3 protein-coding genes (1 of these 3 only partly in view) are annotated in these 24,432 nt (G+C 71.1%); all 3 read left to right on the forward strand.

Translation table 11 applies throughout. The features are described 5' to 3' along the window. Tightly spaced (at most 1 nt apart), the 3 genes in view from ACZ562_RS20660 to ACZ562_RS20670 form a layout consistent with a single transcriptional unit that may run on beyond the window. Positions 1-5,619: the 3' portion of an SDR family oxidoreductase gene (locus tag ACZ562_RS20660; protein WP_471181019.1), read on the forward strand. It extends 2,799 nt beyond the left edge of the window; only the last 5,619 of its 8,418 coding nucleotides appear in the window; the start codon falls outside the window, past its left edge; its stop codon occupies positions 5,617-5,619. Next, positions 5,612-14,989, forward strand: coding sequence for an SDR family NAD(P)-dependent oxidoreductase (locus tag ACZ562_RS20665; protein WP_471181022.1), 9,378 nt, complete (start codon positions 5,612-5,614; stop codon positions 14,987-14,989). Before ACZ562_RS20660 ends, ACZ562_RS20665 begins: the two co-directional genes overlap by 8 nt. Position 14,990: 1 nt before the next feature. Next, entirely contained in the window at positions 14,991-24,362 is a 9,372-nt protein-coding gene (locus ACZ562_RS20670; protein ID WP_471181025.1) for an SDR family NAD(P)-dependent oxidoreductase, read from the forward strand. Positions 24,363-24,432 lie beyond the last annotated feature (70 nt).

Raw genomic sequence — 24,432 nt, forward strand, 5'->3', positions numbered from 1 at the left:
CTCGGCTTCGAGCGCTCCCTCGCCCACGTGCTGCCCGGCGTGCAGTACCTGGCGGTCCTCGAGGACGCCCGGGACGCCGACGCCCGGACGGCCGCCGGAGCCCGGTTCGCGCGCCTGTGGGACGAGCTCGCCGCCGAGCGGCCCGCGAGTGTGCTGTACCGCGGCGGAACCCGTCACGTCAGCCGGGTCCGGCCCAGCACGCCCGGCGCCGGGAAGGACCTGCTCGCGCAGCGCGGCACCTACCTCATCACGGGCGGTCTCGGCGGCCTGGGGCTGCTGTTCGCCGAGCACCTCGCACGGACCCGCTCCGCGCGCCTGGTGCTGACCGGCCGCTCCCCCCTGGACGCCGACAAGCAACAGCGCATCGCCAGGATCGAGTCGCTGGGCGGCGAGGTCCTGTACGGCCGGGCCGACGTCGCCGACCGGGAGGACATGGCAGCGGTCGTGCGCGCGGCGCGCGAGCGCTTCGGGACGATCGACGGTGTCATCCACGCCGCCGGCGTCGCAGGCCGCGGCAGCCTGCTCGGCAACGACGCCCGGGCGTTCGGCGACCAGGTGTCCTCCAAGGTGGCGGGCACGCTCGTGCTCGACGAGGTCCTCGCCGGCGAACCCCTCGCGTTCGTCTGCTACTTCTCGTCGACCTCCGCGGTCCTCGGGGACTTCGGCAGCTGCGACTACGCGGTCGGCAACCGCTTCCAGACGGTCTACGCCCGGCACCGCGACGAGCGGGTGCGGCAGGGAGAGCTGTCCGGAGCGACCGTCGCCGTCAACTGGCCGCTGTGGCGCGGCGGCGGCATGGGGTTCGACGACGCGCAGGGCGCCGAGCTGTACCTCGCCTCCAGCGGCCTTCGCCTGCTCGAAGAGGACGAGGGGATCGCCCTGTTCGAGCGGCTCCTCGGGCAGGGTGCGCCCCAGCACCTCGTCATGGCCGGTGAGCCCGGCCGCGTACGGAGCCTGCTCGGTGTCGGCCCGTCGCCCGCCGGCTCGCAGCAGCCCGGCGAACAGCCCCCCGCCACGCACACCGCGCACACCGCGCACATCCCTGGAACGGAGCACGTGGACCTCGACGCCCAGGCCGTGGACGCCCATGTCCTGACGGACCTCGAAACCATGATCGGAGAGATGCTCCGGATACCCCGCGAGCAGATCCACGACGACGAGAACCTCTCACAGCTCGGCTTCGACTCGGTCCACCTGGCGAAGCTTGCCAAGACGATGAGCGGGCACTTCGGGGTCGAGGTGCTCCCGTCGGTCTTCTTCTCGTACCCCACCCCGCGGAAGCTGGTGACGCACCTCGTGGCGGAGCACGGGGACGCACTGCGGACGCGCTACGCCACGCGGCCGGGCGGCCCCGCCGAGACCACCGCCGGCACCGTCGCCGAAACCGGGTCCGCGACCGGCACCGTGACCGAGCCGGAGCCCGCCCCCGCACCGAGCGGCCGGCCGGGCCCGGAGCCCATCGCCGTCATCGGCATGAGCGGCCGCTTCCCCGCGGCCCGGTCGGTCGACGAGCTGTGGAGCATCCTCGAACAGGGCCGGGACGTGCTCTCGCCCGTGCCCGAGGACCGCCGCGCCGACTGGAGCGACCCCGAGGCCCGGGACCCGGAGCGTGCTCGCTGCGGATTCGTCCCAGGCGTCGCGGAGTTCGACCCCGCCTTCTTCGAGATATCTCCGCGTGAGGCGCGCAGCATGGACCCGCGCCAGCGGCTGCTGCTGCAGGAGGCCTGGCGCGCCCTCGAGGACGCCGGCTACGGCGAACGCCGGGTGCGTGAGGGACAGATCGGCATGTTCGTCGGCGCGGAGCAGGGCGACTACCTGCACCTGACCCAGGGAGAGGGCAGTATCACCGCGCAGCACGAGGCGATCATGGCTTCGCGCCTCGCCTACCTTCTCGACTTCTCGGGGCCCGTGCTCGCCGTCAACACCGCCTGCTCCTCGGGCCTCGCGGCCGCGCACCAGGCGTGCACGAGCCTGCGCGGCGGCGAGTGCGACGCAGCGGTGGTGGCCGGGGTCAACCTGGCGACCACCTCCCGCGTGTTCGCCGAGACGAGCAAGGCGGGCATGCTGTCCGACGGCGGTGTCTGCCACGCCTTCGACCAGCGGGCGGACGGCATGGTCCTGGGCGAGGCGATCGCGGTCGTCGTGCTCAAGCGCCTGTCGCAGGCAGAGGCCGACGGCGACAACATCCTCGCCGTCATCCGCGGCAGCGGCATGAACTACGACGGCCGTACGAACGGCATCACCGCGCCCAACGGAGCGGCCCAGGCCGGCCTGTACCGCAGCGTCCACCGGCGGCACGGGATCGAGCCCGAGCGCATCGAGCACATCGTCGCCCACGGCACCGGTACCCGCCTCGGCGACCCTGTCGAGGTGAACGCGCTGAACGAGGTGTTCAAGGAGCGCACGGACAAGGTCGGCCACTGCGCGCTGACTTCGACCAAGCCGAACGTCGGCCACACCCTGGCCGCCTCCGGCCTGGTCAGCCTGATCGCCCTCGTCCAGTCGCTGCGGCACGGCGTCATCCCCGCGAGCCTGCACTGTGAGCAGGAAAGCGACTACGTGGCGTGGAAGGAGAGCCCCTTCTACGTCAACAGGACGGCAAGGCCCTGGCAGGCGGGCGCGGACGGGACGCGGCTCGGCGCGGTGAGCTCGTTCGGCATGAGCGGGACCAACGTCCACATGGTCGTCGAAAGTTACCGGGACGGTGCGCGCCCGGCGCCGGTCACCGAGCTCCCGGCCCGTCTCCTCGTGCTGTCCGCCAAGACCCCCGACGCGCTGACCGAGCGGATCAGGGAACTGGGACAGGCCCTGCGGGAGGGGGACTTCGATGCCCGGCGTCTCGGTGACGCCGCGTACACCCTGCTCGAAGGCAGGCACCACTTCGCCCACCGGTGCGCGCTGGTCGTCACCGGCACCGAGGACGCCATCGCCGCGCTGGCCGCGGCCGAGCGCGGAGAGGAGGGGCCGGCGGTCCGCCGCGGCGAGGTGCCGCGTGACCGCAAGGACCGCTCGCTGCTCGACATCCAGGCACAGGCGCTGCTCGCCGAATCGGCGGCGCCGGGTGGCCCCGCGGCCACGTACCGGGACGTGCTCACCGCCCTGGCCGACCTGTACTGCCAGGGGGCTTCCCCGGACTGGCCGAAGCTCTTCGCCGGCGACCGGCCGCGTCTGATCACGCTGCCCGGCTACCCGTTCGCACGCACGCGGCACTGGGCCACACAGAAGCGTCCCGGTTCCGTGCAAGCCGCGTCAGCGGTGCGTGAGCCGGTGGTGCCCGAGCCCGCAGTCGCCGATTCGGCGGCGGCCGTGCCCGCGGTGGCCGAGCCCGCAACAGCCGTGCCCGCGGTGGCCGAGCCGGTGCGTGAGCCCGTGGCGCAGGCCGCTGGCGGACGGCCGCGGATCGTGCTGCAGAGCCCGGGCGCCGCCGTATCCGGGCCTGCGTCCCCGGCCGCCAAGCCGCGCAACGTCCGCCTCGACGACGTGCGGAGCCCGGCTCCGCGGCCCGCCGCCGCGGCCCCCGCCGCCGTGGCCCCCGCGCCCGTGGCCTCCGACCCCGTGGCGCGGCCCACGGCCGCTCCGGTGAAGTCCACGAGCACCCTGCGGCAGGAGTTGCGGGCCGGTCTCGCGGAGGCTCTGTACCTCCCGGAGAGCGACATCGACCTCGGCCGCAACTTCATGGAGCTGGGCCTCGACTCCATCGTCGGGGTCGAGTGGATCAAGTCCCTGAACAAGAAGTACGGCACCGCTCTCACCGCCACACGGCTCTATGACCATCCCTCGGTGCGGGAGTTCGCGGACTTCCTGCAGGGCGAGCTGGCGAAGTCCGCGCCCGGGCAGTCCGCGCCCCGGCAGTCCACGCCCGAGCAGCCCGCGCCCGAGCAGTCCGGTTTCACCGAGCCCGAACCCGCGCCGGTTCGGGCCCGGCCGCAGCGCTCGAAGTCCGTCCTCATCGACGAGCTGAGGGCCGGCCTGGCCGAGGCCCTGTTCCTCGACCCCGGCGAGATCGACGCCGGCCGCAACTTCGTGGAGCTGGGACTGGACTCCATCATCGGCGTGGAGTGGGTGAAGTCCCTCAACCGCATCTACGGCACGTCGCTCACGGCGACGCGGCTGTACGACTACGCGACCCTGCGCGAGCTCGCCGGATTCCTGGAGACCCAGATCCCCCTGGCCGAGCCCGTCGTCCCGGCCGAGCCGATCACCGTGCCCGAGCCGGTCGTCCGGGCCGCTCCGTCCGAGCCGTCCGAGCCGTCCCAGCCGTCCGCTCCGACCCAGCCGTCCCAGCCGTCCCAGCCGATCGCCTCGGCCGCGCCGCAGGCCGGCCGTACCGGCGATCGTGCAGCGGTCATCGGAATGTCCGGGCGCTATCCCGACGCGGAGAACCTCCGCCAGTACTGGGACAACCTCAGCAACGGCCGCGACTCCGTACGTGATGTCCCTCCGTCCCGCTGGGACGTCGAGCAGTACTACAGCCCGCGTCCCGGCGAAAAGGGCAGGACGTACTGCAAGTCGATGGGGTACCTGGAGGACGCGGACTGCTTTGATCCGCTGTTCTTCAACATCTCGCCGCTGGAGGCGGAGGGACTCGACCCGCAACAGCGGCTCTTCCTGCAGGAGGCGTACAAGGCGTTCGAGGACGCGGGATACGACCCGCAGTCCCTGAGCAAGAAGAAGTGCGGTGTCTTCCTGGGCATCAGCGGCAACGAGTACAGCTTCCTGGTGTTCCGCAACGGCGCGGAGACCAACGCCGCGACCAGCGGCAGCAACGCCATCGCCGCGTCGCGCATCGCCTACTTCCTCAACCTCAAGGGCCCGGCGATCGCGATCGACACGGCCTGTTCCTCCTCCCTGGTCGCGCTGCACCTCGCGCAGCAGGCGCTGGCGAGCCACGAGATCGACATCGCGCTGGTCGGAGGCGTCGCGCTGTACCTGCTCCCCGACACGTACGTGGGGATGAGCGAGGCAGGCATGCTCTCGCCGCAGGGGCGGTGCAGGTCCTTCGACAACGGCGCCGACGGGTTCGTGCCGGGCGAGGGGGTCGGGGCCCTGGTGCTCAAGCGCCTGAGCGACGCCGAGGCAGATCACGACCACATCTACGGCGTCGTCGTGGCGTCGGGCACCAACCAGGACGGCAAGACCAACGGCATCACGGCGCCCAGCGCCAACAGCCAGATGGACCTGGTCCGCACGGTCTACGACCGCCACGGCATCGACGCGGCGTCCATCGGCTACGTGGAGATGCACGGCACGGGCACGAAGCTCGGTGACCCGATCGAGCTCGACGCGCTGGGCACCGTCTACGGCGAGCGCGGTGTCCCCACGGGTTCCTGCGCCATCGGCTCGGTGAAGAGCAACATCGGGCACACCTCGGCTGCGGCCGGGGTGGCCGGGGTGCACAAGGTCCTCCTGAGCATGCGTCACAGCAGGCTCGTGCCTTCCTTGCACTTCGAAACACCCAATGAGCATTTCGACTTCGACAATTCCCCGTTCCGTGTCAATACGCGCCTTCGACCCTGGGAGCCGCAAGGCGGTCGAGAGCCGAGGCGTGCTGCCGTGAGCTCGTTCGGATTCAGCGGAACGAATGCCCACGTCGTGCTGGAGGAGTACCGCAATGCGTGACAACAGTGAACCGACCAGGTCGGCGGCCGTTGTCGTCGTCGTGTCGGCAAAGACCGAAGCACAGCTGGACAGCGCGGTGCGGAACCTGCTCGCCTTCGTCGAGGACGAGCCGGAAGTCGACCTGACCGGCCTGGCCTTCTCGCTCCAGGTGGGCCGGGCGGCCCTGGACTTCAGGCTGGCGTTCACGGCGGACTCCCTGGCCGCGGTCGCCCGCGGGCTCCACTCCCGTCTGCGCCGGGACGGCGAGGCCGAGCTCTTCCTGGGGCGCGTACCGGATCAGCTGACCTGGGACGAGGAGGACGACGAGCGGAAGGAACTCGTCCGTTCGCTCATCGCGGCCGGGGACCACCGCGGCATCGCAAAGGCCTGGGCCGAAGGCCGCGCGGTCGACTGGCCCCGGCTGTACGCGCCGCACAGGCCCTTCCGCGTCCCGCTGCCCACGTACCCCTTTGCCAAGGAGCGCTACTGGGTCGAGGCGCGACAGGGCGCCGCGGCCGGCGCCGGGGCGCCCTCGACGGCGATGCCGCACCCACTGCTGCACCGCAACACCTCCGGATTCGGGCGGCAGCGGTACAGCTCGACCTTCACCGGTGAGGAGGCGTTCCTCGCCGACCACCGGGTGCGGGGCGAACGGATTCTGCCCGGCGTCGTGTATCTGGAGATGGCGCTCGCCGCCGCGGCCGACGCCGACCGGGACTCCCCGGCGCGGCCGGCGGGGCTCGCCCTCACCGACGTGCTCTGGGCCCGGCCGTTCCGGGCGGGCGGGCGCCCGCGCGACCTCCACGTCGCGCTGCGGCCCGACGACGCGTCCGCCGTACGGTTCGAGATCTTCGCGGGGGACACCGACACCGAGGCCGCCACGCGCGCCGGCACGGACGCGGCCACCAAGGGTCCCGTCCTGCTCAGCGCCGGCTCCGTGGTGCCCTGCGAAGGCACGGCGGACCCCGTCGACCTGCCGCGGCTGCGGGCGGAGTGCGGCGTGCGGCGGCTCGACGCCGCGGAGATCTATGCGGCGTTCCGGGCCGCGGGGGTCGACTACGGCGACTCGTTCCGCGGCATCGAGCACCTCCTCGTCGGCGAGGACCAGGTCCTTGCCCGCCTGGTGCTCCCCGCCGCCGCGCGGGAGGGCCTCGACGAGTACCGCCTGCATCCAGGGCTGATGGACGCGGCGCTGCAGGCCACCCTGGGGCTGATGACGGAGGACCCGGACGCCTCGCACCAGGTCCTCCTGCCCTTCGGCGTCGAGCGGGTCGAGGTGTTCGGTGCCCTGTCGCCCGCCCTGTGGGTATGGGGCCGGCGCAGCGCCGAGGGCCCGCGGGACGGGTCCGCCCGCCGCTTCGACCTCGACCTCTGCGACGACGCGGGAGAGGTCAGGGTGCGCTTGAAGGGCTTCTCGGTGCGGGCCCTGCGCGACGAGAGGGGGGACCAGTGCGTCATCGCGTTTCCGCAGTGGCGCGAGCGTGCGCCGGCCGGGCCCGCGTCGCCGGTCTCCGGCGCGCGCACCGTCGTGGTGTTCGCCGAGGAGGGCGCTCTGCCGCAGGCGGGCACGGCGGACCCCGAGTGCGAGGTGCTGACGCTCGCCTCCCGGGCCACCACCCTCGACGGCCGCTACACCGACTACGCGCTCCAGGTGTTCGAGAGGACCAAGGCGGCGCTTCAGGACGGCACACGGACCGAAGTCGTCGTACAGATCCTGCTGGCGGACCGGCCGGAGTCGCTGGTGCTCTCCGGCCTCGGTGCGCTGCTGAGGACCGCCCACCTGGAGAATCCGAGGATCACGGGACAGGTCGTCATGGTGGACGCCGCGGCGTCCGCGGTCTCGCCGCACGCGCTCCTCGCGGCCGAGCGGCGAGGCCTCGCCGACCCGATGGTCAGGTACCGCGACGGCCGGCGCGAGGTGCCGTCCTGGTCCGAGGAGCCCGCGGGGGGCCTCCCCGGCTCGCCGTGGCGGACCGGTGGCGTCTATGTGATCACCGGTGGTCTCGGCGGCCTCGGACGGATCTTCGCCGAGGAGATAGCCGGCCAGGTGAAGGACGCCACCCTCGTCCTGGTCGGCCGCTCCCCGGAGACCGGACGGGCACGGCGCACTCTGGAAGAGCTGCGGGCGTCGGGTGCGGACGTGTCGTACGTCCGGCTCGACGTGTCCGACCGGGCGGGTGTCGAGGCCCTGGTCGACCAGGTCGTGGCCCGTACCGGGCGTCTCCACGGGGTCATCCACGGCGCGGGCGTGATCGAGGACAACTTCGTTGTGAAGAAGTCCGGCCGTGAGTTCCGCGGGGTCCTCGCGCCGAAGGCGAGCGGCCTGGTGAACCTGGACGAGGCGACCAGGAACCTGGACCTGGACTTCTTCGTGGCGTTCTCCTCCGGTGCCGCCGTGACGGGCAACGTGGGCCAGGCCGACTACGCGACGGCGAACGCCTTCATGGACGCCTACGCGCAGTACCGCGAGGGCCTGGTCGCGGCCGGACGGCGCTGCGGCCGCACCCTGTCCGTCAACTGGCCGCTGTGGGCGGAGGGCGGAATGCGCCCGGACGCCGAGACGGAGGCACGGCTCCGCGAGGCTTACGGGATCGCTCTTCTGGAGCGGACGGCCGGGATCGAGGCCTTCTCCCGGAGCCTTCAGACGAACCACCACCAAGTGCTCGTCGCCGTCGGCGACGAGGCCCGGATCAGGCGAGCGCTGACGATGCAGCAAGCCGGTGAGGACACGGAAGAAGCAGTGAGCACCGACATTCCCGGCGGGGCGCCGGCGTGGCAGGACGAAGGCCTGGAGTACAAGGCCGTCGAGTACGTCACATCGCTGCTGTCGAGTGTGCTCAAGGTGCCCGCGCACCGCATAGACGCCGACCTCCCGCTGGAGCGCTACGGCATCGACTCGGTGATGGCCATGAGCCTGACCGCCGAGTTGGAGGCGGTCTTCGGGCGCCTGCCGAAGACGCTCTTCTTCGAGCACCGGGACATCAAGCAGCTGACCGGCTATTTCGTCGGCGAGCACGGGGACCGGCTGCGGGAACTGCTGGGCATCGACCGCGCGGTCACCCCCGCCCCCGCCCCTGCCCCCGCCCCCGCCGTCCCGCGGCCGGAGCAGCCGCGGGAGCCGCGCCCCGCAGCCGTGTCCGCGACGTCCGCGCCGGTTCGCCCCGCCGGCACACCGCGCGGCGTGGACATCGCCGTCATCGGCCTCTCAGGGCGCTACCCGCAGGCCCGGAACCTCCGCGAGTTCTGGCACAACCTCGCCGAGGGCCGGGACAGCATCACGGAGGTTCCCCGGGAACGCTGGGACCACAGCGCGTACTACGACGAGGACAGGTCGAAGCCCGGTACCACGTACTGCAAGTGGGGCGGGTTCCTGGAGGAGGCCGACCGGTTCGACCCCCTGTTCTTCAACATGTCGCCGCGCGAGGCCGAGGCCACCGACCCCCAGGAGCGCCTTTTCCTGGAATGCGTCTACGAGACGCTGCAGGACGCCGGATACACGCGGCAGGACCTGCGGCGGCACCGTTCGAACGGCGTGGACGGCAACGTCGGTGTGTTCGTGGGCGCGATGTACGACGAGTACCAGCTGTACGGAGCGACCGAACAGGCGCTGGCGAACGGCCGGGTGATCCCGGGCAACGCGGCGAACATCGCCAACCGCGTCTCGTACTTCTGCGACTGGCAGGGGCCGAGCATGACGGTGAAGACCATGTGCTCCTCCTCCTTGACGGCACTGCACCTCGCATGCCAGAGCCTGCAGTTGGGTGACTGCGAGGTGGCCGTCGCCGGTGGCGTCAACCTGTCTCTCCACCCGGGCAAGTACCTGCTCCTCGGACAGACCGGCTTCGCGTCGAGCAAGGGCCGGTGCGAGAGCTTCGGCAAGGGCGGCGACGGCTATGTGCCCGGCGAGGGTGTGGGCGCCGTCCTGCTGAAGCCGCTGGACCGGGCGATCGCCGACAACGACAGGATCTACGGCGTCATCAAGTCCACCGCCGTGAACCACGGCGGCAGGACCAACGGCTACACGGTGCCGAACCCGAGCGCCCAGAGCAGTGCGATCGCGCACGCCCTCGACAAGGCAGGTGTCGACGCGCGCACGGTCAGCTACGTCGAGGCGCACGGAACGGGGACCTCGCTCGGGGACCCGATCGAGATCGCCGGTCTCACCAAGGCGTTCTCCCGGCACACGGACGACAGGCAGTTCTGCGCGATCGGCTCGGTGAAGAGCAACATCGGGCACGCCGAGAGCGCCGCGGGCATCTCGGCACTGACCAAGGTGCTGCTCCAGATGAAGCACGGCAAGCTGGTGCCCTCGCTCAACTCCGAGGTGCTGAACCCGCACATCGACTTCGGCGAGACGCCGTTCCGGGTGCAGCAGGAGTTCGAGGAGTGGCAGCGGCCGGTCATCGGTACGGCCGACGGGGCTCGGGAGTACCCGCGCATCGCCGGTGTCTCGTCGTTCGGCGCGGGAGGCTCCAACGCCCACGTCGTCGTCGAGGAGTACGTCCCGGCTGCCGGCCCGGCGGCCGGTGACCAGGCGGCCCCGCTGGCGTCCGTCGTCGTGCTCTCCGCACGGAACGAGCAGCAGTTGCGCGAGCAGGCGCAACTGCTGCTCGACTGGGCACAGGAGGAGCGCATCGGCGACGCCGACATCCCCGGCATCGCCTTCACACTGCAGGCGGGCCGCGAGCATCTGGACGAACGCCTCGCGTTCGTCGTCGGCTCCGCGGCCGAACTGGTCGCCCGGCTGCGCGACCACGTGGACGGGAAGGACGCCGTCGGCGGGGTCTACCGGGGCCGGGTCAAGCGGGCACAGGACGCGGTGTCGTTCCTGGCCGACGACGAGGACATGGCCCAGACCATCGAGGCCTGGGTACGGAAGCGGAAGTTCGGCAAGCTGCTCGAACTGTGGGTCAGCGGCCTCGCGTTCGACTGGCGCGGCTTCTACACGGCCCCTCTGCCGCGCCGGCTCTCGCTGCCGACCTACCCCTTCGCCCGCCAGCGGTTCTGGCTCCCGGGGAGCAGCACCCCGGCCGTGGTGGAGGCGGCCGCGCCGGTGGCCGAGCCCGTCGTCGGGAAACCGGTCGCGCCGATCCGTGGCGTCACCGCTACCGCGCCCCTTTCCACACCCGCACCTGTCCCTTCGGACAGCGGGCGTCCCCTCGCGAAGCCGCAGGGCATCGGCCTCGCCCCGCTCAGCGGCGGTTCCGGCGAGCCGCGCCCGGCACGGGTGCCCGCGCCACGTGCCGCCCTGGCCGTGACCCTGGCCCCGGTGGGCGCGCCCGCCGCCGCGGACGGCGGCTCCCGTCCGGCACCGGCCGGCAGCCCCGGGCCCGCGTCGGCTCCCGCCGCCGGGGCGTCCACGGTGCCCGACGAGGGGACGCTGGTCGACGAGCTGGCGGCGAGCCTCGCCCAAGCCCTGTACATGGCGGAGGAGGACGTCGACCCGGACACGAACTTCACCGACCTCGGCCTGGACTCGATCGTCGGTGTGGAGTGGATCAAGGCGGTCAACAAGCGGTACGGGCTGGAACTTGCGGCGACCAGGCTCTACGACACACCCACGGTGCGCCGGCTGGCGGCCTACCTGCGGAACCTGCCGATCCGTACCGCAGGGACACGGCCGACGCGGCCGGAGACACCGGCCGAGCCGACGGTGACCGCCTCCGAGAGCGAGGCCCGGGTGGCCTTCACCGAGGAGGAGATCCAGGCCGGCCTGCTGAGCAGCCTGGCTGAGGCCTTGTACCTGTCGGAGAGCGAGCTCGACCTCGACCGGAACTTCACCGACTTCGGCCTGGACTCGATCGTCGGTGTGGAGTGGATCAAGGTGATCAACAAGCGGTTCGGGCTGGAACTGGCGGCGACCAGGCTCTACGACCACCCGACCCTCCAGGAGCTGACGGCCTGCATCTTCAAGGAGCTGGGGAAGGCAGGCGCCTCTCAGAGGCGTCCCTTTCGCGGTGTGACGAAGTCCGCCGCGACACCCGCATCCGCACCCGAGCCCGCATCCGTGTCCGCACCGGCACCCGCATCCGTGTCCGTGCCCGCTTCGGAGCCGGAGCCGGAGCCTGCCCCCGTGGCGGCGTCCGTCCACGCCCTGGAACCCGTCGCCGAACCGGTACTCACGCCCGCCTCCACCCCGGAGCAGGGCCGCCGTGACGCGATCGCCATCGTGGGCATGGCAGGCAAGTACCCGAAGTCCTCGAATTTCGAGGAGTACTGGGACAACCTGGCCAACGGACGCGACTGCGTCCGGGAGATCCCGAAGTCCCGCTGGGACGTCGACCAGTACTTCGATCCGCGCCCAGGTCAGAAGGGCAAGGTCTATTGCAAGTGGATGGGGCTCCTCGACGACGTCGACATATTCGACCCGCTGTTCTTCAACATCCCGCCGGCCGAGGCCGAGGCGATGGACCCGCAGCAGCGGCTCTTCCTGCAGGAGGCCTACCACGCCTTCGAGGACGCCGGGTACGACCCGCGGGCGCTGAGCGGTCAGAAGTGCGGCGTGTACCTGGGGATCATGAGCAACGAGTACGGCATGCTCATGCAGAAGCAGGGCGGTGAATCGAGTACGGCCACCAGCAACAGCAACGCCATCACGGCCGCCCGCATCGCCTACTTCCTGAACCTCAAGGGCCCCGCCATCGCCCTGGACACGGCCTGCTCCTCCTCGCTGGTCGCCACGCACCTCGCCTCCCAGGCGCTGCGGAGCGGCGAGACGGACATGGCTCTCGTGGGCGGTGTCACCCTCTACCTGAGCCCCGAGGCGTACATCAGCATGTGCGGCGCGGGGATGCTGTCGCCGGACGGCCGCTGCAAGACCTTCGACAACGGTGCGGACGGATTCGTGCCGGGCGAGGGCGTGGGCGCACTCGTGCTCAAGCGGCTCGACGACGCCGAGCGCGACGGCGATCACATCCACGGCGTCATCCTCGGCTCGGGCATCAACCAGGACGGAAAGACCAACGGCATCACCGCCCCGAGCGCCGTGAGCCAGATGGAGCTCGAGCGGGACGTCTACGAGCGCCACGACATCGACCCCGCGAGCGTCGGCTACGTCGAGATGCACGGCACGGGCACCAAGCTGGGCGACCCGATCGAGCTGGAGGCACTGGCCACGGTCTACCGTGAGAAGACCGGCAAGGTCGGGTACTGCGCCATCGGTTCGGTGAAGAGCAACCTCGGCCACACCTCCGCCGCCGCGGGCATCGCCTCCATCCAGAAGTCCGTGCTCTGCATGCAGAACAAGCACTTGGTGCCGACGCTGCACTTCAGCAAGCACAACGAGCACTTCGACATGGAGAACTCACCGTTCTACGTCAACACCGAACTGGTGCCGTGGAAGACCGAGGCGGGCGCCGCCCGGCGTGCCGCGGTGAGTTCCTTCGGCTTCAGCGGCACGAACGCCCATCTCGTGCTGGAGGAGTACGAGACGGGACGCGAGGACACGGCACCGCAGACGCCCCGCACCTCGCGGGTCTTCCCGCTGTCGGCGAAGAGCGAGGACCAGCTCAGGACCTCGGCCACCCGGCTCAGGGACCACCTCCGGGCGCACCCGTCCCTGGAACTGCGGGACGTGGCGCATTCGCTGCAGTCGGGCCGTGAGGCCATGCCGCAACGTCTGGCGGTCGTCGCCGGGACCCTCGGTGAGCTCCTCGAGAGGTTGACCCGGTACGTCGAGGACGGCCGGGCGGACGGGGCCCGTACCGGGCGGGTCGCCAAGGGCCGCCGCACAGGCACGGCGCAGCTCCCGCAGACCGGCCCGGGCGGCGTGCTGTCCGGGGCGGAAGGCGAGCGGCTCGCCGACCTCTGGGTGAACGGGACGGCCGTCGACTGGTCGCGGCTGTACCCGGACGCCCGTCCCCGCCGCGTCCCGCTCCCCACGTACCCCTTCGCCCGCCAGAGCTACTGGCTCGCCGCCCCGTCTGCCGGAGCTGCCGAGTCCGAAGTGGCCGCCGTCACCGCCCCCGTGGCGGAACCGGCGGTGACGGCGACGCCCGCGGCGGCGCCCGAGCCCGCGTCGGAACCGCCGGCCGACACGAACATCCTGCTGAAGCCGGTCTGGGACGCTGTCCCGAAGCCTGCCCCGTCCCACCCCGGCGTTCCTGCCGGCCGCGTCGTCGTTGCCGGTGGCGGCGAGCAGCACTGGGAGCGGATCCGAGCGGTCCACCCGGACGCCGAGCGTCTGGCCATCGAGCCTGCCGACACGGTGGAGACGCTGGCCGCGAGGCTCGACGCGGCGAGGGAGCCCCTCGGGCACCTCATCTGGCTGGCTCCCCAGCAGTCGCCGGCCGGTGTCACGGACGATGCGATGGTCGAGGCTCAGGAAGGCGGCCTCTATGCCTGTTTCCGTACGCTGAAGGCACTGCTGAGCCTCGGCTACGGCCGCCAGGCGCTTGATGTGACGCTCGTGACCGAGCAGAGCCTGCAGGTCCGGCGCAGCGACACCGTCGACCCGACGCACGCGGGCCTGCACGGCCTCCTGGGCTCGGTGGCCAAGGAGTACCCGAGCTGGCACGTGCGTCTCGCCGACCTCGACAAAGGTCAGGACTGGCCGCTCCGCGAACTCTTCGCGCTGCCCTGCGAGGAGCGCGGCAGCGTATGGGCGTACCGGCGCAGGCGCTGGTACCGGCAGGCCCTCCTCCCGATCCAGGCCACCGCGCCGGACCCCGGCGGCCGCCCGGCGTACCGGCAGGGGGGCACTTATGTCGTGATCGGCGGTGCGGGCGGCATCGGCGAGGCGTGGACCGAGCACATGATCCGTACGTACGGGGCACAGGTCGTGTGGATCGGCCGACGCGAGGAAGACGCGTCGATCCGTCAGAAGCTGCGGCGCCTGGGCACGCTGGGGCCCGAGCCCCGCTATGTGCGAGCCGACGCGGCCGACCGCGCTTCACTGCAGCGCGCCTATGAGGCCGTCAAGCAGAGCCACCCGGAGATCCACGGCGTGGTCCACTCGGCGATCGTCCTGCTCGACCAGAGCCTGGAGCGGATGGACGAGGGGCGCTTCCGCGCGGCGGTCTCGGCCAAGGTCGACGTCAGCGTGCGCCTGGCCCAGGTCTTCGGCGCCGAACCCCTGGACTTCCTCCTGTTCTTCTCCTCGATGAACTCATTCCTCAAGGCACCCGGGCAGAGCAACTACGTCGCGGGCTCCGTGTTCAAGGATGCCTACGCCGGGCGGCTCGCGACCGCCCTGTCCGTCCCGGTGAAGATCATGAACTGGGGCTACTGGGGCAGCGTCGGCATTGTCGCTTCGCAGGAGTACCAGGAGCGCATGAGCCGGGCAGGCGCAGCCTCGATCGAGCCCGCCGACGGCATGGCGGCCCTCGACGTCCTTCTCACCGGCACGTTCGACCAGCTCGGCCTGGTCAAGGCTCACGGGGGTAACTCGTAACATGCAGCACATCATTCGGCGCGAAGCCATCACAACGGCCCGGAAGGGCACGAGGGTTCCCCTGGCCCGCCTGTGCCAGGAGATAGCCGACCGGACAGCCGCCCCGGCCGTCGCCGACCCGGGTCAGGGCGCGGACACGCTCATCGACGACGACCTGCTGAGCCGGCTCCTGCTCAACCAGTTGCAGAGCGTCGGTCTCTTCACCGGCCCGGCCCCCCGGCTGCCCCTCGGCGACGAACTGCGCAGCTGGCTGGCGGAGTCCGTCCGCCAGCTGCGGATGCGCGGTTACCTCGACGGCGACGCCGCCCGGCCCCGCCCCGCGCACGCCGTGAGCAGCCGCGACGTGTGGGCGGAGTGGGAGGAACGCAGCGCGGTGTGGAAGCGCAACGACGATCTGCGCGCGCAGGCCGTGCTCCTCGACGCCATGCTGCGCGCGCTGCCGCGCATCCTGAGCGGCGAGGTGCTCGCCACCGATGTCATGTTCCCCAACTCCTCCATGGAACTGGTCGAGGGGATCTACAAGAACAACCCCGTCACCGACTGCTTCAACGGCGTCATGGCCGACGCCGTGGCCGCCGTGGTGCGGGACATCGTGCGCGGTGACCCGTCGGCCCGCATCCGCATCCTGGAGATCGGCGCGGGCACGGGCGGCGGGAGCGTGAAGGTCTTCGAGAGCCTTGAGCCCTTCGCACCCCACGTCGAGACGTACTGCTACACCGACCTGTCGAAGTCCTTCCTGATGTACGCGGAGAAGGAGTACGGGCCGAAGCACCCCTACCTGGACTACCGGATCTTCGATGTGGAAGAGCCGCTGGCGGCACAGGACGTGGAGCCCGGCTCGTACGACATCGTGCTGGCCACCAACGTCCTGCACGCCACGAAGGACATCCGCCGGACGCTGCGCAACGCCAAGGGCGCGCTGAAGGAGAACGGCGTCCTGCTCGCGAACGAGCTGTCCGCGTACTCGCTGTTCACACACCTGACGTTCGGTCTCCTCGAGGGCTGGTGGCTGTACGAGGACGACGAGCTGCGCATCCCCGGCTGCCCCGGCCTGGCCCCCGAGTCCTGGGAGGAGGTCCTCGACGACGAGGGCTTCGGCTCGGTGTCGTTCCCCGCGCAGCGACTGCACGACCTGGGCCACCAGGTCATCGCGGCGGACAGCGACGGCCTGATCCGGCAGGAGATCGCGGAGGCCTCCGGGACCGGGAACGAGCGGGCCGCGGACCCCGCACAGGAGCGGGCCGCGAGCCCGGCACGCCGCACCGCGCGGACGGGAGCGCTCACCTCCTCGGTCACCGGCGACATGCTCGAACAGCACGTCAAGGACGTCATCTACGAGCAGCTGAAGCTGTCCTTGAAGGTCGACCGGACGCAGATCGCCGCCGACGACGCCTTCATGGACTACGGCATCGATTCGATCATCGGCGTGCAGCTGATCCAGGAGATCAACCAGAAGATCGGCATCGACCTGGCCACGACCGACCTGTTCGACCACGGCTCCGTGAACCGGCTCGCCCGGCACATCGTCGCCACCCACCGGGCGGAGGTCACCGCCTCGCTGCCGGGCGAGTCGCGAGCGCCGGCCGCGGAACCGGCGCCGACGGCCGCGGCACCGCACACGGCCGTCCCGCAGCCCCGGACCGCTCCCGCGCGCGCGCCGCACGAGCCGGCCGGCGGCCTGCGCAAGGAGCCGATCGCCATCGTCGGTATGAGCGGCAGGTTCGGCGGCTCCGCCGATGTCGAGCAGCTGTGGCAGCACCTGGCGCAGGGCGACGACCTCATCGAGCCGGTCTCGCGCTGGGACATGTCGCGTCACTACCCCGCGGGCGCTCAGCGCTGCGACTACGGCAGCTTCATCGACGACATGGACCGGTTCGACCCGACGTTCTTCAACATCTCGGGCGTCGAAGCGACGTACATGGATCCGCAGCAGCGGGTGTTCCTCGAGGAGTCGTGGAAGGCGCTGGAGGACGCCGGGTACGCGGGCTCCGGCACCCAGGGCAGGCGGGTCGGCGTCTACGTGGGCTGCCAGGAGAGCGGCTACTCGCAGTTGTTCGGGGGCGAGGCACCCCCGCAGTCCATGTGGGGCAACGCGCTGTCGGCGATGCCGGCCCGTATCTCCTACTACCTCGACCTGCAGGGCCCGGCGATCTCCGTCGACACCGCCTGCTCCAGCTCCCTTGTCGCCATCCACCTGGCCTGCCAGGGCCTGTGGGGCAACGAGACCGAGATGGCCCTGGCGGGCGGCGTCGCCATCCAGTGCACGCCGCAGTTCTACCTGATCGCCGGCCAGGCCGGCATGCTCTCCGCGAGCGGCCGCTGCCACACCTTCGACGACCGAGCCGACGGCTTCGTCCCCGGCGAGGGCGCGGGTGTCGTCGTACTCAAGCGGCTGAGCGACGCGCTCGCCGACGGGGATCACATCCACGGCGTCATCAGCGGCTCCGGAATCAACCAGGACGGCGCCTCGAACGGAATCACCGCGCCGAGCGCCCGGTCCCAGGAGCGCTTGGAGACCTCCGTCTACGAGGACTTCGGTATCAACCCCGAGCACATCCAGATGATGGAGGCCCACGGCACGGGCACGAAGCTCGGCGACCCGATCGAGTACCACGCGCTCAAGCGGGCCTTCCGCAGGCACACCCAGAAGCAGGACTACTGCGCGCTGGGCTCGGTCAAGTCCAACCTCGGCCACACCATCACCGCCGCCGGCATCGCCGGTGTCCTCAAGGTTCTGCTCTCGCTCAAGCACCGGCGCGTCCCGCCCTCGATCAACTTCGAGAAGGGCAACGCCCACATCGACTTCAACGACAGCCCGTTCTACGTGAACACGGCGAACCGCTCCTGGGAGCCCGGTGGAGACGGCACTCGCCGGGCGGCGGTCAGCTCCTTCGGCGTCAGCGGGACCAACGCCCACATGGTGATCGAGGAGGCCCCGCACCGTGCCCGCCCCACCGGTGCGCCGTCACCTCGGCTCATCACCCTGTCCGCGGGCACTGCCGAGCAGCTTGCGGAGCAGGTCGAGCGGCTCCTCGCCCACTGCGAGAAGCGACCCGAACTCGACCTGGCAGACATCGCGTTCACCCTGCTCACCGGCCGAAAGCACCTGCCACACCGGCTGGCCTGTGTCGTACGCGACCACGCGGAGCTCGTCCAGAGCCTGCGGCTCTGGCAGGCCGGGCGGCGCAGCCCGCGCGTGTGCACCGGCGAGGTCCCGGCGCAGGGGCACAACGAGCGCGCCGCGCTCAGGAACTTCGGCAACGACTGCATCCGGCAGGTGACGACGGGCGCGGACCCGGAGTCCCTCAGCGAGCTGCTGTCCACCGTCGCGGACCTGTATGTCCAGGGCTACGGCCTGGACTACGCCGGGCTGTTCGCCGAGGGCGGGCACACTCGCCTGCCGCTCCCCACCTACCCGTTCGCCCGTGACCGGTACTGGGTACCCGAGGCGGCGTCCCCGCCCCCGGCACACCAGTTGACGGCTGCGCCGCACCCGCTGCTGCACGCCGACTCCTCGGACTTCGGCACCCGGCGCTACCGCTCGGAGTTCACCGGCGACGAGTTCTTCCTCAGGGACCACGTGGTGAAGGGCCGGAAGGTCCTCCCGGGCGTCGTCTGCCTGGAGATGGCGCGGGCCGCCGCGTCCCTGGCCCTGGGCGGTTCTGATCCGGACGCATCGGGCATCGCCCTGCGGAACGTCGTGTGGGCGCGCCCCGTGACCGCCACCGGCGAGCCCGTCACGCTCACCACGTCACTCGTGCCCCGGAGCGACGACGAGGCCGAGTACGCCATCACCGGCACGGCCGACGGCACCCACGGCGCGGCACAAGTGGTGCACAGCCAGGGGCAGGTGCTGCTGAAGGCCGCCGTCCCCGCCACGCTCGACCTCCCGGGTGTCAGGGCCGCGTGCGACAGGACCGAGCTCGGCGCCGATCGGCTGTACCCGGCGTACGAGGCCATCGGCTTCGGCTACGGCTCCTCGCACCGCGGCATCGAACGCCTGCACATCGGCCATGACCAGGTGCTGGTGCGCCTCGCGCTGCCCGGCTCCGTGCACGACACGCGGGACTCCTTCGTGCTGCACCCCAGCCTCCTCGACGCGACGCTGCAGGCCTCGCTCGGCATGGGCCTTGCAGCCGGGGACGCGGACACCCTCGACGTGTCCGGAATGAAGCCCTCACTGCCTTTCGCCCTGGACGAGTTGGAGATCCTCGGCTCCTGCACGGAGACCATGTGGGCCTGGATCCGCTACAGCGCCGGCGTCGAGAGGGACAGCAAGGTCTTCAAGCTGGACATCGACCTGTGCGACGACCGGGGACAGGTGCGCGTCCGGTTCAAGGGCATGTCCTACCGCGTCCTGGACGCAGACCCGGCCCCCGCCGAGATCGCGCGGGTCGACTTCCTTCCCGTATGGCGTCAGGCGCGGCCGGGCACCGCGCAGACCACGCCGAGCAGGCACGTCGTCCTGCTGCCCGATCTGCCCGACCTCGCCGACGCGCTGGCGGAGCAGGACCCGGCGGTGGAGGTGCTGACCCTGACGTCCGCCGCACCGGGCATCGCGAAGCGCTTCACCGAGTACACCGTGCAGGCCCTGGGCCATGTCCAGAGCCTGCTGGACGGTGACGCGCAACGCGTGCTCGTGCAGCTCGTCGTCCCCGACGAGGCCCCTGTCGCCACCGCCCGGGGCCTCCTCGGCCTCCTGAAGTCGGCGCAGGCGGAGGACCCCAGGCTGGTGGCCCAGGCCGTCCTCGTCGACCCCACCGAGAGCACCGGCCGGCTGGTGTCCCGGATCGGCACCGGGCGCCGGTACGCCGACGAGAGCTGCCTGCGCTTCCGCGACGGCCGCACGGAGGCGCTGACCTGGACCGAGGGCGACAGCCACCCCGAGGTCCGGGTGCCGTGGCGCGATGGCGGCGTCTACCTCGTCACGGGCGGGCTCGGCGGAATCGCGACGGTCCTCACGCAGGACATGGTGGCCGGGATGCGGGATGTCACACTCGTCCTCGCGGGCCGCTCGCCGCTGCGCCCCGAGCGGCAGACGGTCCTCGACGCGCTGCGTGCGCACGGGGCCGACGTGCGCTACGAGCGCGTCGACGTGAGCCAGGAGACCGCCGTGCGGTCCCTGATCGACGGCATCCTTCAGGAGCACGGTGCCCTGCACGGCATCATCCACGGCGCCGGGGTCATCAAGGACAACTTCGTCCGCCGGAAGACCGCCGAGGAGTGCCGCGAGGTTCTCGCGCCGAAGGTGGCGGGGCTGGTGAACCTGGACGAGGCCAGCAAGGACGTACCACTGGACTTCCTCGTCGCGTTCTCCGGCGCGGCCGGGGTGTTCGGCAACACGGGACAGGCCGACTACGCCGCCGCCAACGCGTTCCTGGACGCCTACCTGCAGCACCGGCAGGAGCTGGTGGCGAACGGGCAGCGCTCCGGCGCCTCCGTCTCGGTCGACTGGCCGCTGTGGGCCGAGGGCGGCATGCGGGTGGACGCCGGCACCGAGGCCCTGATGCGCGAGCGTCTGGGCATGGTGGCGATGCCCGGCGTCATGGGGATCGATGCGCTGTACGCCGCGCTCGACGCGCCGCACAGTCAGGTCCTGTGCATCGCGGGCGACGCCGACAGGATCAGGCGCACCGTGCTGCACGGGGCCGTTCCCCAGCAGGATCCGCAGCCCTCCCCGCGGCCTGCCGCGCGGCCCCTGCCCGAGCCGGTGCGGCGGGACTTCGCCCGGCCCGAGGGGGGTAGGGGCGACGACCGCGGCGCCGTGCGCACCGCGCTCGTCTCGTACCTCAGGAACACGCTGGCCGAGGTGATCCAGGTGCCCGCGCACCGGATCGACGAGGCGGCTCCCTTCGACCGGTTCGGCATCGACTCGGTGCTGGCGCTCACCGTCACGAACCGGCTGGAGGCCGACTTCGGTTCGCTGCCGAAGACGCTCTTCTTCGAGTACCAGACCATCGACGCACTGAGCGCCTACTTCCTCGAGACCCACGCGGGCGCTCTGCGGTCCGTCCTGGGCATCGGCGCCGAGCCCACGCGGCCGGCCGCTCTCGCCGAGCCGGCCGAGCCCGTGGCGCCCGTGGCGCACGTGGCGCCGGTGGCGCCGGTGGCGCCCGCGCTGTCCGTGGAGCCCGTCGTGCCCGTGGCGCGGGAGGTGCCGCGGAGCCGGAGCGAGGCACCGGAGGACGCGATCGCGGTCATCGGACTCTCCGGCCGCTACCCCGGGGCGAAGGACCTGGACGAGTTCTGGAGCAACCTGGCCGCGGGACGGGACTGCGTCACGGAGGTACCCGCGGACCGGTGGGACCACGGTCGCTACTACGACCCGGAGAAGAACCAGCCAGGCAAGACGCCCACGAAGTGGGGCGGATTCATCGACGGCGTCGCCGACTTCGACTCGCTGTTCTTCAACGTCTCGCCGCGTGAGGCGGCGATCATGGACCCGCAGACACGCCTCTTCCTCGAATGCGTGTGGAACCTGCTGGAGAGCTCGGGGCACACCCGGGAGCGCCTGCGTGACACGTACGGCGGCAACGTCGGGGTCTTCGTCGGCGCGATGTACCAGCAGTACCAACTGCTGTCGTCCGACATCGTGCACGAGTCGATCACCTCGGTCATGTCGTACAGCGCCGTCGCGAACCGGGTGTCGCACTTCTTCGATCTGCAGGGGCCGAGCCTCGCGGTCGACACGACGTGCTCCTCGTCGCTCGTCGCCATCCACATGGCGTGCGAGGAACTGCGCAGGGGGACCTGCGAGATGATGATCGCCGGCGGCGTCAACCTCTCCCTGCACCCCAAGAAGTACCTGGGGCTGAGCCTGACCGGCCTTACCGGCAGTGCCCCCGACAGCCGGGCCTTCCTCGACGGGGACGGCTTCATCCCTGCGGAGGGCGTCGGCGCCGTACTGTTGAAACCGCTGTCCCGGGCTGTCGGTGACGGCGACGAGATCCTCGCCGTCATCCGGTCGAGCGCCACGAACCACAAGGGCCGCACGAACGGCCCCATGGTGCCGAGCCCCGACCGGCAGGCGCAGCTGATCGAGGAGAACCTGGAACGGGCGGGCGTCCACCCGCGCACGGTCAGTTACGTCGAGGCGTCGGCGAACGGCTCCCAGCTGGGCGACGCCATCGAGTTCGCGGCCCTCAAGAAGGTGTTCGGCAAGCACACGCAGGACGAGGGTTTCTGCGCCGTCGGCACGGTCAAGTCCACGCTCGGCAACGCCGAGGCGGCCTCGGGCATAGCCCAGCTCAGCAAGGTCGTGCTGCAGCTGAAGCACCGCAGTCTCGTCCCGTTCGCCGGACGCGGCAGGCTCAACCCCGGGGTGGAGTTCGAGGGCACGGCGTTCTATCTGCCGCAGGAGGCGACAGGCTGGCACCGGCCGGTCGTGGCCGTCGACGGTCAGGAGCGCGAGTATCCCCGGCGCGCCACCATCAGTGCGTTCGGCGCAGGCGGCTCCAACGCCCACCTGGTCATCGAGGAGTACCTCGGCGAGGAGACAGCCGGGCAGATCTCCCCGGACGCGGACGCGGACGCGGAGGCGGACGGGGACGGGGCGCCGTGGATCGTGGTCCTCTCCGCGCGCACCGAGGACCGGCTGAAGGCCGCCGCGCGGCTGCTTCTCGAGTTCGTGCAGGAGCGGCAGGAACAGCTGTCCCTCGGGGACCTCGCGTACACGCTGCAGTGCGGGCGTGAGGCGATGGACTCCCGCCTCGCGCTGGTGGTCGGCGACGCCAAGGAGCTGGTCACGGGCCTCGGCCACTACCTCGAAGGACCCGCCGCCACGGCCGCCGTACCGCTGTTCACGGGTGACGCCAGGCGCGAGGAGTCGGATCTCGGCGCGTTGCTGAGCGGCAACGTCGGGGACGCGGTGCTCCGCGAACTCGTCGCGGAGAACAGGCCGGAGAAGCTGGCACTGTTCTGGGCGCGCGGAGGGACCGTGCCCTGGGACTCCGTGCCCCGCCAGGGCCGGCCTCCGCGGATGCTGCGGACGCTGCCGACGTACCCGTTCGACCGCAAGAGGCACTGGGTGAGCCCGGGCCAGGAGGTCGTCTCGACGACCGGGTCGCTGTCCGGCGGCGCCGCCGCGCAGGACGCCCCGGCGACCGGCCCGGTGGCGGTGGCCACGGGGACGGACGCTACGGAGAAGATCGCGGCCCTGGTCGCCGGCCTGCTGGGCATGCCGGTGGACACGCTCGACCTCGACGCGTCGCTGGAGGACCTCGGATTCAGCTCGATCCTTGCGATGCAGCTGGTGAAGGGGCTTCAGTCGCAGGTCGACCCCGGGGCCGACCTGAGGGCACTGGTCGAGTGCCGGTCGACCCGGGACCTGGTGCGGCGCTTCGGATCTTCCCCCGGCTCCGGTACGTCGGCCGTGGACGGGCAGGCGCCGACGGTTCCGGCGGCGCTGGCGCGTTTCCCCGAGGTCATCCGTCTCAACGCGAACAGTGAGGGCCGGCCGGTCTTCTGGTTCCACGGCGGACTCGGTGGCCTTGAGGTCTACGGCTCGATCGCCGACAGCTTCGAGCGGCCCTTCTACGGCATCCAGGCCCGCGGCTGGATGTCGGACAGCGAGCCGCTGCGCGGGATCCCCGCCATGGCTGCCCACTACGCACACATCATTCGGACGGTCCAGCCCGAGGGGCCGTACGACCTGGGCGGCTACTCGCTCGGCGGTCTTCTCGCCTACGAGGTGACGCGTCAACTGCAGGAACAGGACAAGACAGTTGAGACGGTCGTCATGGTCGACGCGATGTACGGTGATAACATCAAGCAGATGATCATGTCCCGAAAGGACATGATCCTTCAGCAGGTCAACGCCCTGTTGTTCGCGGCTTCGAGGCCGGATCCGAAGGATTTCGCCGACTCGTTCATCACCAGCGGCGAGGTGGACTGGGACCAGGGCGACGACGACCTGCTCGACCACTTGGTCGCCCTCGCCCAACAGCGCGGTCTGACCGGCTCCCCGGAGGGCTTGCGGGCTCTGGTGGAGCAGAACGTCCGGGTCCAGGAAGCCTACGAGGTGCTCGAGTACGACGTACGGCCGCTGCCCCGGCCGGAGTCCGTCACCTGCTTCTACTTCCGCAACAAGAGCGGCCTCTTCTACGGGGAGCTCGAACCGGTGTTCTCGACCCAGGCCGACGGCACGGCACTTGACCACATCAACTACTGGGAGGAGTGGCAGAAGCAGCTGCCGAACTTTCACCAGACCGACGTGGACTCCGCGAACCACTTCATGATCCTCAGTGACGGCCGGTCCCTCACGACCCTCCGGTCCTTCTGCAAACTGTTCTACTCCGACAGCCGGCAGGAGAAGCGGATCTCGGCCGCGAAGACCTGGGTGGGGCGGCGTCGGCGGGGGCGCGCAGCAAGGTGACCACAGGCCGGTTTCAGGGTGACTCACCCGAGATGTGGATTCCGCAGGAACAGTGGACGGAGCGGCCGCT

This window comes from Streptomyces sp. NPDC040410, from assembly GCF_055595715.1.